The sequence below is a fragment of the Chromobacterium sp. IIBBL 290-4 genome (assembly GCF_024207115.1).
Lineage (GTDB): Bacteria > Pseudomonadota > Gammaproteobacteria > Burkholderiales > Chromobacteriaceae > Chromobacterium.
The window spans coordinates 3,056,028-3,070,096 of sequence record NZ_CP100128.1 but is presented as its reverse complement, the minus strand read 5'-3'; the positions used below and the strand labels follow the sequence as shown (position 1 = coordinate 3,070,096).

The 14,069-nt window shown below is 60.0% G+C and carries 16 protein-coding genes; 4 read left to right on the top strand and 12 right to left on the bottom strand.

The annotated features are described in order from the left end of the window. Nucleotides 1-24 precede the first annotated feature (24 nt). Nucleotides 25-651 carry a hypothetical protein gene (locus tag NKT35_RS14385; protein ID WP_254294106.1) on the top strand — a complete coding sequence of 209 codons (627 nt, stop codon included), beginning with the start codon at nt 25-27 and terminating at the stop codon, nt 649-651. Between the two features lie 302 nt (nt 652-953). Continuing rightward, nucleotides 954-1,412, top strand: coding sequence for a MarR family winged helix-turn-helix transcriptional regulator (locus NKT35_RS14380; protein ID WP_254294104.1), 459 nt, complete (start codon nt 954-956; stop codon nt 1,410-1,412). Between the two features lie 59 nt (nt 1,413-1,471). On the opposite strand, the gene greB is transcribed toward NKT35_RS14380, so the two are convergent. From greB to NKT35_RS14355, 5 genes are all read right to left on the bottom strand, one after another. Continuing rightward, nucleotides 1,472-2,026, bottom strand: coding sequence for a transcription elongation factor GreB (gene greB, locus NKT35_RS14375; protein WP_254294102.1), 555 nt, complete (start codon nt 2,024-2,026; stop codon nt 1,472-1,474). Nucleotides 2,027-2,062: 36 nt separating this feature from the next. After that, a complete protein-coding gene (locus tag NKT35_RS14370) occupies nt 2,063-2,521 on the bottom strand; it encodes an NUDIX domain-containing protein (RefSeq protein WP_254294100.1) in 459 nt (152 codons plus the stop codon). A 108-nt stretch (nt 2,522-2,629) separates the two neighbouring features. Then, nucleotides 2,630-3,772, bottom strand: coding sequence for a pseudouridine synthase (locus NKT35_RS14365; protein WP_371926509.1), 1,143 nt, complete (start codon nt 3,770-3,772; stop codon nt 2,630-2,632). Nucleotides 3,773-4,109: 337 nt separating this feature from the next. Beyond that, on the bottom strand, nt 4,110-4,742 hold the full coding sequence (scpB, locus tag NKT35_RS14360; RefSeq protein ID WP_254294096.1) for an SMC-Scp complex subunit ScpB: 633 nt from the start codon (nt 4,740-4,742) through the stop codon (nt 4,110-4,112). A 77-nt stretch (nt 4,743-4,819) separates the two neighbouring features. Beyond that, nucleotides 4,820-5,338 (bottom strand): GNAT family N-acetyltransferase, encoded by a 519-nt coding sequence (locus NKT35_RS14355; RefSeq protein WP_254294094.1) that lies wholly within the window; start codon nt 5,336-5,338, stop codon nt 4,820-4,822. A gap of 119 nt (nt 5,339-5,457) precedes the next feature. On the opposite strand from NKT35_RS14355, the gene miaA reads away from it, so the two are divergent. After that, nucleotides 5,458-6,435: a tRNA (adenosine(37)-N6)-dimethylallyltransferase MiaA gene (miaA, locus tag NKT35_RS14350; protein ID WP_254294092.1), complete on the top strand. Its 978-nt coding sequence runs from the start codon at nt 5,458-5,460 to the stop codon at nt 6,433-6,435. Nucleotides 6,436-6,500: 65 nt separating this feature from the next. On the opposite strand, the gene NKT35_RS14345 is transcribed toward miaA, so the two are convergent. Together NKT35_RS14345 and NKT35_RS14340 are read right to left on the bottom strand one after the other, a co-directional pair. Continuing rightward, on the bottom strand, nt 6,501-7,085 hold the full coding sequence (locus tag NKT35_RS14345; RefSeq protein ID WP_254294059.1) for a C39 family peptidase: 585 nt from the start codon (nt 7,083-7,085) through the stop codon (nt 6,501-6,503). Nucleotides 7,086-7,097: 12 nt separating this feature from the next. Beyond that, complete coding sequence (locus tag NKT35_RS14340) at nt 7,098-7,811, bottom strand: hypothetical protein (protein WP_254294057.1); 714 nt, start codon at nt 7,809-7,811, stop codon at nt 7,098-7,100. 279 nt (nt 7,812-8,090) lie between these two features. Here NKT35_RS14340 and NKT35_RS14335 point away from each other — a divergent pair, with 279 nt between their 5' ends. Then, on the top strand, nt 8,091-8,351 hold the full coding sequence (locus tag NKT35_RS14335; protein ID WP_254294055.1) for a hypothetical protein: 261 nt from the start codon (nt 8,091-8,093) through the stop codon (nt 8,349-8,351). Between the two features lie 48 nt (nt 8,352-8,399). Here NKT35_RS14335 and NKT35_RS14330 read toward each other — a convergent pair whose 3' ends face one another. The 5 genes from NKT35_RS14330 to NKT35_RS14310 all read right to left on the bottom strand — a co-directional run bounded on the left by NKT35_RS14330 (nt 8,400) and on the right by NKT35_RS14310 (nt 13,998). Further along, nucleotides 8,400-8,747 (bottom strand): RidA family protein, encoded by a 348-nt coding sequence (locus NKT35_RS14330; RefSeq protein ID WP_254294054.1) that lies wholly within the window; start codon nt 8,745-8,747, stop codon nt 8,400-8,402. Between the two features lie 52 nt (nt 8,748-8,799). After that, nucleotides 8,800-9,942, bottom strand: a complete 1,143-nt coding sequence (locus NKT35_RS14325) for a trans-sulfuration enzyme family protein (protein ID WP_254294052.1) — start codon at nt 9,940-9,942, stop codon at nt 8,800-8,802. A gap of 65 nt (nt 9,943-10,007) precedes the next feature. Then, nucleotides 10,008-11,378, bottom strand: a complete 1,371-nt coding sequence (locus NKT35_RS14320) for a pyridoxal-phosphate dependent enzyme (protein ID WP_254294050.1) — start codon at nt 11,376-11,378, stop codon at nt 10,008-10,010. Nucleotides 11,379-11,484: 106 nt separating this feature from the next. After that, the gene (locus NKT35_RS14315) at nt 11,485-12,321 is read right to left on the bottom strand and encodes a class I SAM-dependent methyltransferase (protein WP_254294048.1); all 837 of its coding nucleotides are present in this window, start codon (nt 12,319-12,321) and stop codon (nt 11,485-11,487) included. A 300-nt stretch (nt 12,322-12,621) separates the two neighbouring features. Next, nucleotides 12,622-13,998, bottom strand: coding sequence for a hypothetical protein (locus NKT35_RS14310; protein WP_254294046.1), 1,377 nt, complete (start codon nt 13,996-13,998; stop codon nt 12,622-12,624). Nucleotides 13,999-14,069 lie beyond the last annotated feature (71 nt).

Sequence of the window (14,069 nt, the reverse complement as noted above, 5' to 3'; positions counted from 1 at the left end):
CAGCAATCATCCTGAGAACCCATCATGCGCGCCGCCACCACCCTTGGCTTCATTCTCACTGTGACAAACTGCAGCGCCGCCCTGGCTTTCGATCTTGGCTCCGTGCTCAACTCAGTCAACCAAGCGGTTGATACCGTCAAAAGCGTCGGCAGCGCCGTCAGCAGCGATAAAACCGGCAACGGCGCCCTGTCTCCCAAAATCAAACTGACCCAGCCTTCGCCAGTCGCCTCGCCATTGCCCGTAAAAGAAGAACGCTCGCCTAGCTACAAAGAGCTGGATCAACTGACGGTTTTCCTCAGCCGCCCGCGCTTGAATAACGATGGCTCGGTGCGCGTCGCCAAGTCTGAACTCCTGCGAGGCCAAGTTTATAAAAACGTATATGAGCACCCGGAAACGCAAAGCACCTTGCAAGTCTGGGAAGCGTATCAACGCCAGTTGAAACAGGATGGCTATCAGCTGGATTTCATCTGCGACAAACCCTGCGCCAACAGCACATCGCTCTGGGAAACGGCGCAGAACAGCCGGTTCATCATCTACAACGACTCCGACCGCTATCTGGTGGCGCACAAAGGCAATATCTGGACATCGATCGCAGTAGGAGAGATAGGCTATCCGCTCTCCAGCGTGAATGTCGTCGTCCGCAACAATTAAGCGCGCTCCATCTTCCCGACTCACGCAATCGGCTATCATTTTTGCTGATGCGAACGCGTTTGTGCAGCCATCATGGCAAACTACGCAAAGCCGTGCTGGCAAAGTCGCAATGCACCCTCAGTAGTTCCCCTGCCAATGGACAGGAAATGATCAAATATCATTGATCTACTTCAAGTCGAAAAGCATACTGAATCGATGCGCCGGCAAAATGGCGAACCCATACGCCATGCCGGACAATACACGCGAAAACGCAAAAAAACCTAGCGCCAAAATAGGCGCCCTGCCCCTAACCAGGACACAATATGAACCAGACTATCGACCGACCGGAGACCGAGGCCATTCTGGACACTCGCGCCGCCATTGAGATCTTCTTTTACGCCTACAAAGCGCTGACCGCCAAGCCGGATGAGATTCTGGCCAAAAGAGGCTTGGCCAGGGTGCACCATCGCATCCTGTTTTTTGTCGCGCGCTATCCCAAATTGTCGGTCAAGGACTTGCTGTCCTTCCTCGGCGTCACCAAGCAAGCCATCAACATTCCCCTGCGCCAGTTGATGGAAATGGGCCTGGTGTGCAGCCAAGCCGCGCCGCACGACAAGCGCGTCAAGCAACTTAGCCTCAGCGAAGAAGGCTCCAGACTGGAAGACAGCCTGCATCACGAGCAGCAGCGCCTGCTGCAGATCGCCTTCGGCGACGGCGGAGACAAGGCCACCCGCGACTGGTTCCTGATCAACGGCCGCTTGGCGGAAAACGCTCTCCCCTAGAATACGCTCATGAAAAAGCCCGGATCCTGCGATCCGGGCTTTTTAGCATTCCATCCGACTCAATCAATCTTGCAGTAGCGCACTTCCAGCACCTCGATGTCCTCGTCGCCATCCGGGCCGCGGAACAACACCGAGTCCCCCTCCCTGGCTTTCAGCAAGGCTCGGGCGATGGGAGAAATCCAGCTGATCCGCCCGCGCGGCAGGTCGATCTCATCGACGCCGACTATCGTCAGCCTTTGCTCGTTGCCGTCGCCGCGCTGAATCAGCACGCTGGCCGAAAAGAAAATCTGGTCGGTCGCCTCGCGCGCCTCCGGATCCACCACCTCGGCGATTTCCAGCCGCTTGGTCAAAAACTGGATGCGGCGGTCGATTTCGCGCAAGCGCCGCTTGCCATACAGATAATCGCCGTTTTCCGAACGGTCGCCATTGCTGGCCGCCCAGTTGACCACTTGCACGATCTCCGGCCGTTCGCGGTTGACCAGGTGATACAACTCATCCTTCAAGCGCTGCCAGCCGCCCGGCGTGATGTAATTCTTGGTCGACGCCGGCAGGCGGCGCTCAGCGGGGAGATCGTCGTCCTGCTCTTCGTCTTCTCGGGTAAACGCCTTGCTCATGCTCGTTCCATCTAATCCGATTGAAAGCTGTTGGTATTATGCCTGAAGCAAAGGCGCGCCATCGCCTTCCAGCAAGGCCAGGCAATATGGCAGCAGCGCCTTGGGGCGCAGCCTGACCTGTCGCAGCGCCGCCGCGTCCAGCCACACCAGCTCGTAATGATTGTCCGCCGACAATTTGGCCAGCTCCGGCCCGCCCAGGCGCAACATGCCGCGGTGCTCCCGCGCCAGGAAAACATGCTCGGTGCGCTTATTGCCTTCCAGCACGCACACCTCGCCGCCCAACCACACATTCAAGCCGGTTTCCTCGCGGGTCTCGCGCACGCAGGCCATCGCCGGCGTCTCGTTCTTTTTGATATTGCCGCCAGGCAAGGCGTAATAATCCTTGTCGGGCTTGACCCGGCGCATCAACAGCAGCCGGCCGCCTTCGATGATGATGATAGCGGCGCGCATTTTGCGCTCCTGCGGCGGCAGCCATTCGCCTTCCGCCATGCTCATGAAATCTTCCATGTCGTCCCCGCGACCTGAAAAGCAAAACGGGCAACCGCCTATGGCGATCGCCCGAACCTTCAGCCTAGGCTCATCGCTCAGGATGAGCCCCATCGCTTACTCTTGGCGCGGCGCGGCCTTGGGCTTGCGCGGCGAGCCGCGGCGGACCGGCTTGACCGGCTTGCCGCCGGTAACGGTCAGATTCGACCACTTCATCACGGCGGCCACTTCGGCGGCGTTGAGCTCATAGAACTGGCCGCGCTTCAGGCGCGGAGGCAGGCCGATATTGCCGAAGCGCACGCGCATCAGGCGGCTGACGGTCAGGCCGAAATGCTCGAACATGCGGCGCACTTCGCGGTTGCGGCCTTCCTTGATCACCACGTTGAACCACTGATTGGCGGACTCTTCCTGGCTGCCGGTCTGGAAGATGCGGTCGAAGCGCGCTTCGCCGTCCTCCAGTTCCACGCCCTTGGTCATCTCCTTCATGATTTCCGGGGTCAATTCGCCCAGCACGCGCACCGAATACTCGCGCTCCACTTCGAAGCTCGGGTGCATCATGCGGTTGGCCAGTTCGCCGCTGGTGGTGATCAGCAGCAAGCCGGAAGTGTTGACGTCCAGACGGCCAATCGCCACCCAGCGGCTGGATTTGGCTTGCGGCAGACGGTCGAACACGGTGACGCGGCCTTCCGGATCGTCGCGGGTGACGATCTCGCCCTCTTCTTTATGGTACATGATCACGCGCGGCAGGCGGTCGGCCCACTTCAGCTTGATCGGGTCGCCCTTGACCGTCACCTTGTCGTGCGGGCCGACTTTGTCGCCCAGGCTGGCCTTTTTGCCGTTGACCAGCACCAGGCCGGCTTCGATCCACTCTTCCATTTCGCGGCGCGACCCCACGCCGGACGAGGACAGGGCTTTCTGCAGGCGCACCGGCTCGATCTCGTTCAGATCGACGCGTACTTCCTTCAGTTTCTGCGCCTTGTTCTTGATGTCCTGGCTGGGGCTGCGCAGACGCAGCTTCTTGGCCTTCAGCACTTGTTGCTTGGGCTTGCCGTCGGCTCTGGGCTTGGCGTCGGCGCGCGGTTCGCCTTGTTGCGGCTTGGCGGCGCCTTCCGGCGCCTTGCGGCCGCGGCCTTCCGCAACCGGACGGGCGGCGTTTTTGTTGCCGAAGCGGCGTTCATGCTCCAGCGGCGCGACGTTGCCGTTCACATCGCCATTGCTGTCGCGCTGGTATTGCGGCTTGCGATTGCCGGAGGCCAGCATTTGCTGCTCCTGCTCGCGGCGGCTCATCTTGAACAGCGGCACGCCATCCTGCGACGGCATCACCGGATTGCCATAAGCGTCGCGTTGCTGTTGGCGCGGACCGCCGGCGCGGCGGCCTTGCTGCTGGCCTTGACCGTTCTGCTGCGGAAAGCGCGGCTGGATGCCGCCGGAGGGGGAATTCTTGCCTTGGCGCATCTGGCCTTGGCTGCGGCCCGTGTTCTGGCGCGGCTGCGCGGTTTCACGGCCTTTGACGCGCGCAACCGGCTGGCGCGCGTTGGTACGTTGTCCTTTTGTAGACATGTGCTTGCTCTTTCCATGGGAGCAAGTGGCGGAAGGTTTATTCCGCGACTGGCTCTAAATTGTCCGCCTCATCATCGAGGGGGAGATCGTCTGCGCCCGCGAGGGGGCTGTCGTCCTGTGTTTGGGCATCCGGCACCACCAAGCTGCCGAGCTCCGCCAAGGGCGGAAGATCGTTCAGCGAGACGAAGCTCAGATCATCCAGAAATTTGCGTGTAGTGGCGTACAGGCCGGGACGGCCCGGTACGTCCTTGTGACCGATGACTTCGATCCAGCCCCGCTCCAGCAGGGTCTGCATCACATTGGTGGAAACCGACACGCCGCGTATCGCTTCTATGTCGCCACGGGTCACAGGTTGTTTGTAGGCGATGATCGCCAACGTTTCCATCACCGCCCGGGAATAACGGGGCGGTTTTTCCGGATTGAGCCGATTCAAATACGGCGTGAACTCGGCCCGCGCCCGAAAGCGCCAGCCGGAAGCCAGCTTGATCAGCTCAATGCCTCTTCCGCGCCAATCGCCTTGAATGTCTTCCAGAATATCATTGATCAGCGCCGCTTTGACGTCTTCGGTGAACAGCCGTTTCAACTGGGACACCGATAGCGGTTCCTGAGCGGTCAGCAATGCTGTTTCCAGCACGATCTTCAGATATTTTAAGTCGGTAATGGTGGACATCAAGCCGGGATGCCGGAGAATTCGGGTTTTAAGCGCGGGAAGCTGCGGATTCTACACATATTTGGCCGCGCGGAAAACTATTCAATGATCCCAGCCAGGGAAGTGAGACTGAAACGCCGCAAAACCGTTCCGTCCGGCTGCGGCATATCCTCCAGTCTCTGCCCGCCGCAAGCCTCTATGGTGCGGATGGAGGCGATATTGGTCGCGTCGCACACCAGCACCCAATTGCCGCAAACCGGGACATTGCCCAAGGACTGGACATACTGCAGCAGCACCTTGCCGAAACCATGGCCGCGCCATTGCGGCAGCACTTCATAGCCGACATGGCCGATCTCGTCCTGGATCACCGCGGTTTCGCCCAGACGCAGACGGATCGAGCCGACGATCTCTCCGCCGCCGGTCAACAGAAACCAGCTTTGACAAGGCACCCAGCCTGCCGGCAACGATTTGCCTTCGGCATGCAGCACCAGCTGGCGCAGCCAATGATCGGCATCGTCGCCCAGATCCTGATAATACTTCAGCCCCTCCTTGCGGCAGGCGTCGAAATACGCCCGGTAAGCCTCAAGATGCTGCTCGCTGGCGGACTCTATTTTCATTCTCGGCTCCCAAGACCAATACTCCCATCGTAACCAGCTATGCGGCGAGGTCAAGCCCTTTGCGCAGATCGGCCGCCGCTATGAGACAATCGGAATCTGAACCGCAGCGAGTCCTATTCATGAGCAACACCCCGCAAGCCATTCTTCTGATGGGCCCCACCGCCTCCGGCAAAACCGGCCTGGCGCTGGAACTGGCGCGCCATTTCCCCGTTGAGATCATCAGCGTCGACTCCGCGCTGGTTTATCGCGACATGGACATCGGCAGCGCCAAGCCATCGCAGGAAGAGATGGCCGGCTGTCCGCATCACCTGATCGACATCATCAGTCCCCTGCAAAGCTATTCCGCCGCGCAGTTCCACGCCGATGCCAATCGTTTGATCGCCGACATTCAGGCCCGCGGCAAACTGCCGCTGCTGGTGGGCGGCACCATGCTGTACTACAAAGCGCTGCTGGAGGGCTTGTCCGATCTGCCGCAAGCCGACGCGGCCCTGCGCGCCGAACTGGACGCCCAAGCCGCCGAACTGGGCTGGCCGGCGATGCATGCCAAACTGGCGGCGCTGGACCCTATCACCGCCGCGCGGCTGAACCCCAACGACTCGCAACGCATCCACCGCGCGCTGGAGGTCTGCCTGATCAGCGGCAAACCCATGTCCGAATTGATCGCGCAAGGCAAGGAGGCCGCCGCCAGTTTCCGTTTCCTGCCGCTGGCGCTGGTGCCGCGTGAACGCGCCTGGCTGCATGAGCGCATCGCGCAGCGCTTCCGCATCATGCTGGAACAAGGCTTTCTGGACGAAGTCACGCAGTTGCGCGCGAAATATCCGGAGCTGCATTTGAATCTGCCCTCCATGCGCTGCGTGGGCTATCGCCAGGCCTGGGAGCATCAGGACGGCCTGTACGGCTACGACGAATTCATCGAACGCGGCATCGCCGCCACCCGGCAACTGGCCAAACGGCAACTCACCTGGACCCGCAGCCTGGATGTCATCCCGGTAGACGCGCAGCAGGATGGGCTGTCCGGCATGCTGGTCTCTGCGGTGTCGGCTTTCCAAGCCGGCGACAGCTGCCCGGACGATTTACGCTATGCCGGAGACTTTTGACCCGAGCGGTCCTGATGGCAGGTGCGCCATTTCAGCCTCCGCACCTGCCCTCCCATGCCCTCTGCTCAAGGATTGACGCTCATCCGCAAGGTATGCGTCCAGTTATGATCGTTGTCCGACACCACACTGCGATAGGTGGCGTAAATCATGCCCTCGCCCGGCCAAGGATTCATCAGATACAAATAGCTGCCGCTGTCATCGCTATAGCCCCGCCCGACAATGAAGTGCCCGCCACCTCCCGTCCAGCCATAGCGGATGACGAAGGGACGGTTGGCCTGGATATCCTGCTGCACATGGGTCCAGGAGAGATAGTCGTTGACCGTGACATTCGTCACTCCCCAATTCCTCAATATGTTTTGCAGGCTGCCGGCGCTGCCGAACATATTGTTGGGGCTGTTGGCATTGCTGTTCCAGTTGAAGTTGCTATTGCCGCAAGCGTAGTTGATGCCGAAGGCCCAATTGACGATGTTGCATTGACTGGGCGTCTTGCCATACAGCGCCAGCACCGCCTTGCTGGAGCCCGCCCAGCACCATTGGCTATGCTCCTGCTGCGTCAACGGCACTTTCAAGCTCAGATTGGCCGCGGCGGCGGGAATAGCCGCCGCCAGCAAGGTGGCCGACAACATGACTGCTGAGAATCGTTTTTTCATCTCCTCGCCCTCCTAGCGCCAGTTGGCCAAATTGCTGCGCACCGCCGCGCGCAGCGGCTCCATGAGCGCCGCTCCGTCCATCAAGGGCGCCACCGGCTCGCCTGACTGCCGTTTCAGCAATAAGGACTCATAAGCCGACGCCAACGCCGCGAACTGCGGCTTGCCGCCTTGCTCGGGCATGACTTCCAAGAAGTCCGACTGCGCCTGGAAAACCCTCAAAAAACGGGTATTGCTGCGGCCGGCATTGCCATAGGCGGTCTGAAGCGCCTCGACATTGCGCGCCAAGCCGATGGCTCCATAGGCAATGGCCTGCCACTGGCCGCGCACCTGCTCCACCGTCACCAGGCCGATGGGCTTGCTCCCGGAGTAGATGATGAAGCGCCAACTGCCGGTAGGCGTCATCAGGCGGCTGATATCGGCATCCGCCGCCATCAGCTTTTGAGGGTTGACGCTATAAACGGGAAAGCCATAGCCCACCCGCGCGGCAGCCAGCTCAGACGCGCTGGCGACATCAAGCGGAAAACCATCCGGCAAATTGCCGTTTTTATTGGACAGGACCTGCTTGGAGAACTCCGCCAAACCCTTGCGGGCGGCGTTGGCGGCCGCTGATGCCTGGACGGATAAGGATTGCGGCGTAGCCTCGATATTGGGCTGCGCGTCGACGGCCTGGGCGGTCAATCCCGCCACGCCGATCAGGGCAGCCACGATCACGGATTTCGACTGCATGTTTCAACCTCCTGATGTGAGATGGATGTGCAGCGCCAGTTTCTGCGGCAGCAGACAGCCGCCGCATGCCCTAGTGATATCGAAGTGCCCTTGCGTCAGCAATCGTCAAAAATGCGTCCATGTTATTGATTTTTATTGAAAATAAAGATGAATTACATAGGGTTGCGGCATAAAATGCAGATGCTGCCTGACACGGCATCTGCACTAAAGGGCAGGACCAGACTTGTCATGGCCGAACCACGCCGCAGCCCCTCGCTCTCGAAGGAAAGGAACATTTAGATGGACCGTCTTCCCTGCATCGCCGGCCTTCTCATTCTGACTAGCGCTTTCGCCTCAGCAGCGCCTCCGCCGCAAAATCGGGTGCCGCCGGACGAGGCGTTTCAGGCTTGCAATGGCAAGAAAGCGGGGGAGACGGTGTCGTTCACCACGCCCCGCGGCGAGAAAATGAGCGGTAAATGCGCGATGATGCCGGCACGCCTCGCCGCGATTCCCGACCATCCGCCGCAAGACGGCAATCCCCCGCCGCCGCCGAAGCAATAAAAAAACCCGCAGCCATCACAGCTGCGGGTTTCTCCTTGACCAAGCGGCTCAGCGCGCGGCGACCAGCTTGATCTCCACCTTCCACGCCGGATTGGCCAGCTTGGCTTCCACCGTGGCGCGGGCGGGCACGTTGCCGGCCGGCACCCAGGCGTCCCAGGCTGCGTTCATCGCATCGTAATCGGCCAGATTGGCCAGGAAAATCGTGACGTCGACAATCTTGGCCTTATCCGAATCCAGTTCCGCCAGCAAGGCGTCGATCTGACCCAATACGTTTTCGGTCTGGGCGCGAGCATCGGCCTCGGTGTTTTCCGGCACCTGGCCAGCCAGAAAGACCAGGCCATTGGTCACCACGGCCTCGGCCAGACGGGCGCCTTGCTTGTGACGGTAAATGCTCATGTTGTTCTCCGTTTTGGGTGGGTAATTACCAACGATTCTAACGGCAACGCGATCAGCTGTCCCGCTGCGCCTGCGCCAGATCGGCAATCAGCGCCGCCTCGCCTTCCACGCCCACCGACAGGCGGATCAGATTATCGTGTATGCCCAGAGCGGCGCGGCGTTCGGCCGGAATGGACGCATGCGTCATCGCCGCCGGCAGGCACACCAGGCTTTCCACCCCGCCCAGGCTCTCGGCCAGCGCGAACAGTTTGAGCTTGGACAGGAAAGCCTTCACATCGCCCTTAAGATAGAAGGACACGATGCCGCCATACCCTTGCATCTGGCTGCGCGCCAGTTCGTGCTGCGGGTGGCTTTCCAGGCCGGGATACAGCACCGATTCCACCCACGGCTGCGCCTCCAGCCAACGAGCGATGGCCAGACCATTGCGGTTATGCTGCTCGACACGCAGCGCCAGCGTGCGCAGGCCGCGCAGCACCAGGAAGCTGGGGAAGGCGTCCAGAATGGCCCCCACCGCGTTGTGCAGGAAGGCCAGCTGCTCGGCCAGCTCCAGCTGCTCGCGGCTGACCACCGCCACGCCGGCCACCACATCGGAATGGCCGTTCAAATACTTGGTGGCGGAGTGGACGACGATGTCGAAGCCGAAATCCAGCGGCCGCTGGTTCACCGGCGAGGCGAAGGTGTTGTCCACCACGCCGATCAGCTTGTGGCGGCGGGCGATGGCGGCCACGGCGTTCAGATCCACCAGCTGGTTCAGCGGATTGGACGGCGTTTCCACCCAGATCATCTTGGTATTCGGCCGGATGGCGGCTTCCAGCGCGGCGCTATCGGCCGAGGCGACATAAGTCACTTCCAGATTGGCGCTGAGTTTGCGCACTTTCTCGAACAGGCGGAAGGTGCCGCCGTAGAGATCATTCACCGCGATCAGATGGCTGCCGGCCGGCAGCAGCTCCAGCACGGTGGAGATGGCGGCCAATCCCGAACCAAAGGCATAGCCGCGCAGACCGCCCTCCAGCTCGGCCACCGCGCGCTCCAGCGCTTCACGCGTCGGGTTTTGCGAACGGGAATACTCATAGCCGGTATGCTCGCCCGGCGCGTGTTGGCGATACGTGGAGGTCGCATAGATAGGCGGCATCACCGCGCCGAAAGCGTCTTCATGGGCGCCGGCGGTGACGGCCAGTGTGTGAAAATCAGTCATAGCTTTGTCCTTTTCATAATTATGTCCGGCCCGCTCCAGGCGAGCCGCTTAAATCCAGTGTTTGATCATGCTCCGCGCGGCTGGCGACGCCAGAAGGCCAGCAAATCGGACTGGGTGATCAAGCCCAGGTAGCGGCCCTGATCGACGATCAGCGCGATATGCCCGTCATTGAACACCTGCAGCAAATCCTGCAAGGAGGCGCGCGGCGACAAGGTCTGCACCTGGCTGCTCATCGCGCTTCTCACCGCCTGGCGGAAGTTCTCCGGCTCGCCGTGCACCGACAGCAGCAAGTCCCACTCGTCCAGCACGCCCACCACCTTGTCGTCGTCCAGCACCGGCATCTGCGACACATCGTGCAGGCGCATGCGCTGGTAGGCGGCGCTCAGCGGCTCGTCCGGATGGCAAGACACCGTGCTGCCATCCTGATGGCGACGGACGATCAGGTCGGTCAGCCCGCCCACCTCGGGCAGGCGCAGCATGCCTTGGTCGACCAGCCAATCGCGGTTGTACATCTTGGACAGATACTTGTTGCCGCTGTCGCACACCAGCGTCACCACGCGCTTGGGTTCGGTCTGCTCGCGGCAGTAGCGCAGCGCCGCCGCCAGCAGCGCGCCCGACGAAGACCCCGCCAGAATGCCTTCGCTGCTCAGCAATTGTTGGGCGGTGTCGAAGCTTTCCTGGTCGCTGATGCGGAAGGCGCGCTTCACCATGGACAAATCGGTCAACGGCGGAATGAAGTCCTCGCCTATGCCCTCGATCAGCCAACTGCCGGCCTGGCCATAACTGCCGGTTTCGACAAAGTCCGCCATCACCGAGCCCACCGGATCGGCCAGCACAAAGGCGGTGTCCGGCGCATGCTTGCTGAAGAAGCGGGTCAGGCCGGTCAACGTGCCGCTGGAGCCCACCCCCACCACCACCGCGTCCACCTCATGCTTCATCTGGCGCCAGATCTCCGGCCCGGTGGTGGTTTCATGCGCCAGCGGATTGGCCGGGTTGTTGAACTGGTCGATGTAGTACGCGCCAGGCGTTTCGCTGGCGATGCTCGCCGCCAGATCCTGGTAATACTCCGGATGGCCCTTGCCGACGTCGGAACGGGTCAGCACCACCTTCGCGCCCAGCGCCTGCAGGTGCAAAATCTTTTCCCGGCTCATTTTGTCCGGCACCACCAGCGTCAGCGGGTAGCCTTTCTGAGACGCCACCAGCGCCAGCCCCAGGCCGGTGTTGCCGGCGGTGGCCTCGATGATGGCGCCGCCCGGTTTCAGCTTGCCTTCCCGCTCGGCCGCCTCGATCATCGTCAGCGCGATCCGGTCTTTGATCGAACCGCCCGGATTGTGGCTTTCCAGCTTCAGATACAGTTCGCACGGGCCGGTATCCAGATGGCTGACCCGCACCAGCGGCGTGTTGCCGATCAGCGACAAAACCGAATGATCCTTCATTTCAATACTCCTGGCTATTTTAAAATTACTTTTAGTAATTTTTAGTTATATAAAAAGCAAAAAAATTTCTATCGAATCGATATAACAACGGCTCTTATCTTCATTTTTAAACCACCGCGCTGGCTTGCATGAAGCTGTAGAAGAACACCAGCTCCGGATTGCCGCGCAACTGGCGCAGCTCGCGCGTCATCGCCTCCACCAGCGCCGCGTCCACCCGGCCGGCCTCTATCAATTGATCCGCCGCGGACAGCAACAACTCGGTCCAGTAATCCAGCACCAGTTGGCGGCGATGCGGTTCGCGGCTGTCCAGATGCCAGGTTTTCACCTGCGTTTCCACATGGCGGAAACCCAAGCGCTGCAGGATATTGCCCAATTTCGCGCCGACGAAGGGATCGCCGCCGACCTCGAGCTGATGGTCGTTGAATGCCAGCCAGTATTGCTGCAGGTTCGCGGAATAAGGCGACAGAAAGAAAGTGGCGTTCATCGCCTCGGTGGCGTACAGCCTGGCGCCCGGCCTCAACACCCGCCGCACTTCGCCCAGCACGCGCTCGGGCGAATTCACATGCTCCAGAATCCAGCACAAGAAGGCGGCATCGTAGCTGGCGGGCGGAAAATCCAGATCCTCCGCGTCCATATGCAGCAGATTGGCTCTGTCATGGTAGGGGCTGCCTTGCAGCCGTTGCCGTGCTACCGCCAGCTGCCGCTGGCTGAAGTCGATGCCGGTGATCTGCGCGTCCGGAAAGCGGCGCAGCAGGATTTCAGTCTGGGCGCCGACGCCGCAACCAACTTCCAGCAGCCGGTCAACGCCGGAGAAATCGACATCGCGGTAAACCATGGCCTCGGAGAAGCGCGCCTGACGAACCAAGCGCGCTTGCTCGGCGGCGGAGAAGCCATGGATATAAGGCAGATCGCCGGAGAGATCGGCTTGAGTGAGAACTGTCATCGCAAATCCTTGCTTGTTCCAGTCAGCACATTATATTTCCGCAAGCTATAAAAGATACAAAAATTAATTCAAATTTTTATATAGCAAACAGTACTAAACCCGGGACGATAAAAAACCCGCAAGCGCAATGCTTGCGGGTGGATGAGGGAAATGGACGGAAGATTACGGAAAAGCCACTTGCTTGCGGTTGCCTGACATTAAGATAGGGTATGCTCAATTCCGACGCGTAATCTCTTGAGCAGTCTACGTTGCAGACTGTCGGACTCAACAATCTTTGGCAACCGCGACATCGCAGACACGCTAGAGTGACACTACTGACCAAGTGCTATCGGGACGTGGGGTCTGGTCCATTCGCCCTAATACCGCAACGCTGCATGCAGGAAACTCGCCAAGTCTCCGGAGTATGGAAACGATCATATCGTCATCAATGACTCTGAGCGCATCTTGGAGGTGTGCAAACGTAGCTGAAGAACCCGTCAGACGTCCGTAAATTGCCCGAACTAAAGATTGCGGTCGTTCGTCGACTCGCCCGATGGCATCAACGAGACTCTTCCTGTTGGCTGCGACGGCGCACAGATCAATCGCCGATATCCTCTCCTGCCAAGCATCTTCGTCCCATGGCCTGACCAAGAACCCTCCCAACTCAGGCGTTCGATAACTGCCAATGTGATACTCTTGCATTGCCATATCGACGCCGATGAAGGCGCTATAGGAGCCGATAGCATCTCGCAGAAGCGGTTGCACGAAGACTCGATCAATCTCTCGCTCAGCGGCGACGATAGCTGCACACGCGGACGAATCACCAAGCGGGAGCGCTGTGCGCCTCACAAAGGCAGATTCTCGAAATTTCCCCTGGACAAGCAACCGGGAACGTAGCTCAGCGATTGGACTCTCATTACGAACTGGCCACGAGATAGATGCGAGCCTGTCCTCCACAACTTGCAGTATCTCGGAGGCGCTCATGCCATTAGCCGGAGTAATCTCGATAGTAGGCGACTTAACCACCTCACTTACGATTCGATCCCACGCCAATGGCATGACCAGGCTGGCATCTTGTACTTCTGCAACCGCCGCCGCATAGTGATATTGCGATAATCCCCGCCACGCTTGAAGCACCGCAGCGCTGCCACCTACTTGCTGGCTGGCCTCGGCCAATGCCAGCCCTAGTGGTTCCCGATTGATGGCATCGGTGAGCATCAGAGCAGCCGAGGACAACTCCAGTGGCTTAACGTTCATAACCTCATCGAATATCCCGTCCAAGAGCCGGGATGCTCCCCGGTCCGAAACCTCCGCGGTCATCTCGATTTTCAGCGCTAATAACTGGCGTGAGATCCCGATCGGGTCAACGTGACAGAAAAGCGAGGACGAGATCCGGAGGCCACGACGTGCGGAAATCTTATCGATCAGAGTCTGCAGCATCGGAATAGCGGCCAAAGTCATCGTCGGCAGCTCGCTGATGTTCACCACGCGATGAAATGCCATTGAGCGCTTGGCCGACGATTCATCGAGAGTTGCAATGCTGCTGCCAATACGTACTTCGTGCCGGCTAGGACCCAAATCCTTCAGTAGAATGTCGCCTTCTCCATGCGATTCGCGACATCTTACTGCCTGGTATCGATTATCGGCTCTAGCTAATCGTGCAGCAACGCGGTGCTCTCGATCTGCAATCTGATCCAAGCTATGAGGGGCCTGCGGCAGTTCAAACGCTATAGGGCCAGCGGCAGTAACACATCGCAAGAGGGCGGTGC

Coding starts and splice junctions, on each gene's coding strand:
- NKT35_RS14335 (WP_254294055.1), top strand. CDS start 8,091: ATGGACCGTCTTCCCTGCATCGCCGGCCTTCTCATTCTGACTAGCGCT.
- miaA (WP_254294092.1), top strand. CDS start 5,458: ATGAGCAACACCCCGCAAGCCATTCTTCTGATGGGCCCCACCGCCTCC.
- NKT35_RS14355 (WP_254294094.1), bottom strand. CDS start 5,338: ATGAAAATAGAGTCCGCCAGCGAGCAGCATCTTGAGGCTTACCGGGCG.
- NKT35_RS14385 (WP_254294106.1), top strand. CDS start 25: ATGCGCGCCGCCACCACCCTTGGCTTCATTCTCACTGTGACAAACTGC.
- NKT35_RS14325 (WP_254294052.1), bottom strand. CDS start 9,942: ATGACTGATTTTCACACACTGGCCGTCACCGCCGGCGCCCATGAAGAC.
- NKT35_RS14345 (WP_254294059.1), bottom strand. CDS start 7,085: ATGAAAAAACGATTCTCAGCAGTCATGTTGTCGGCCACCTTGCTGGCG.
- NKT35_RS14320 (WP_254294050.1), bottom strand. CDS start 11,378: ATGAAGGATCATTCGGTTTTGTCGCTGATCGGCAACACGCCGCTGGTG.
- NKT35_RS14330 (WP_254294054.1), bottom strand. CDS start 8,747: ATGAGCATTTACCGTCACAAGCAAGGCGCCCGTCTGGCCGAGGCCGTG.
- NKT35_RS14365 (WP_371926509.1), bottom strand. CDS start 3,772: ATGCTGGCCTCCGGCAATCGCAAGCCGCAATACCAGCGCGACAGCAAT.
- NKT35_RS14380 (WP_254294104.1), top strand. CDS start 954: ATGAACCAGACTATCGACCGACCGGAGACCGAGGCCATTCTGGACACT.
- NKT35_RS14315 (WP_254294048.1), bottom strand. CDS start 12,321: ATGACAGTTCTCACTCAAGCCGATCTCTCCGGCGATCTGCCTTATATC.
- NKT35_RS14340 (WP_254294057.1), bottom strand. CDS start 7,811: ATGCAGTCGAAATCCGTGATCGTGGCTGCCCTGATCGGCGTGGCGGGA.
- NKT35_RS14370 (WP_254294100.1), bottom strand. CDS start 2,521: ATGAGCATGGCGGAAGGCGAATGGCTGCCGCCGCAGGAGCGCAAAATG.
- greB (WP_254294102.1), bottom strand. CDS start 2,026: ATGAGCAAGGCGTTTACCCGAGAAGACGAAGAGCAGGACGACGATCTC.
- scpB (WP_254294096.1), bottom strand. CDS start 4,742: ATGTCCACCATTACCGACTTAAAATATCTGAAGATCGTGCTGGAAACA.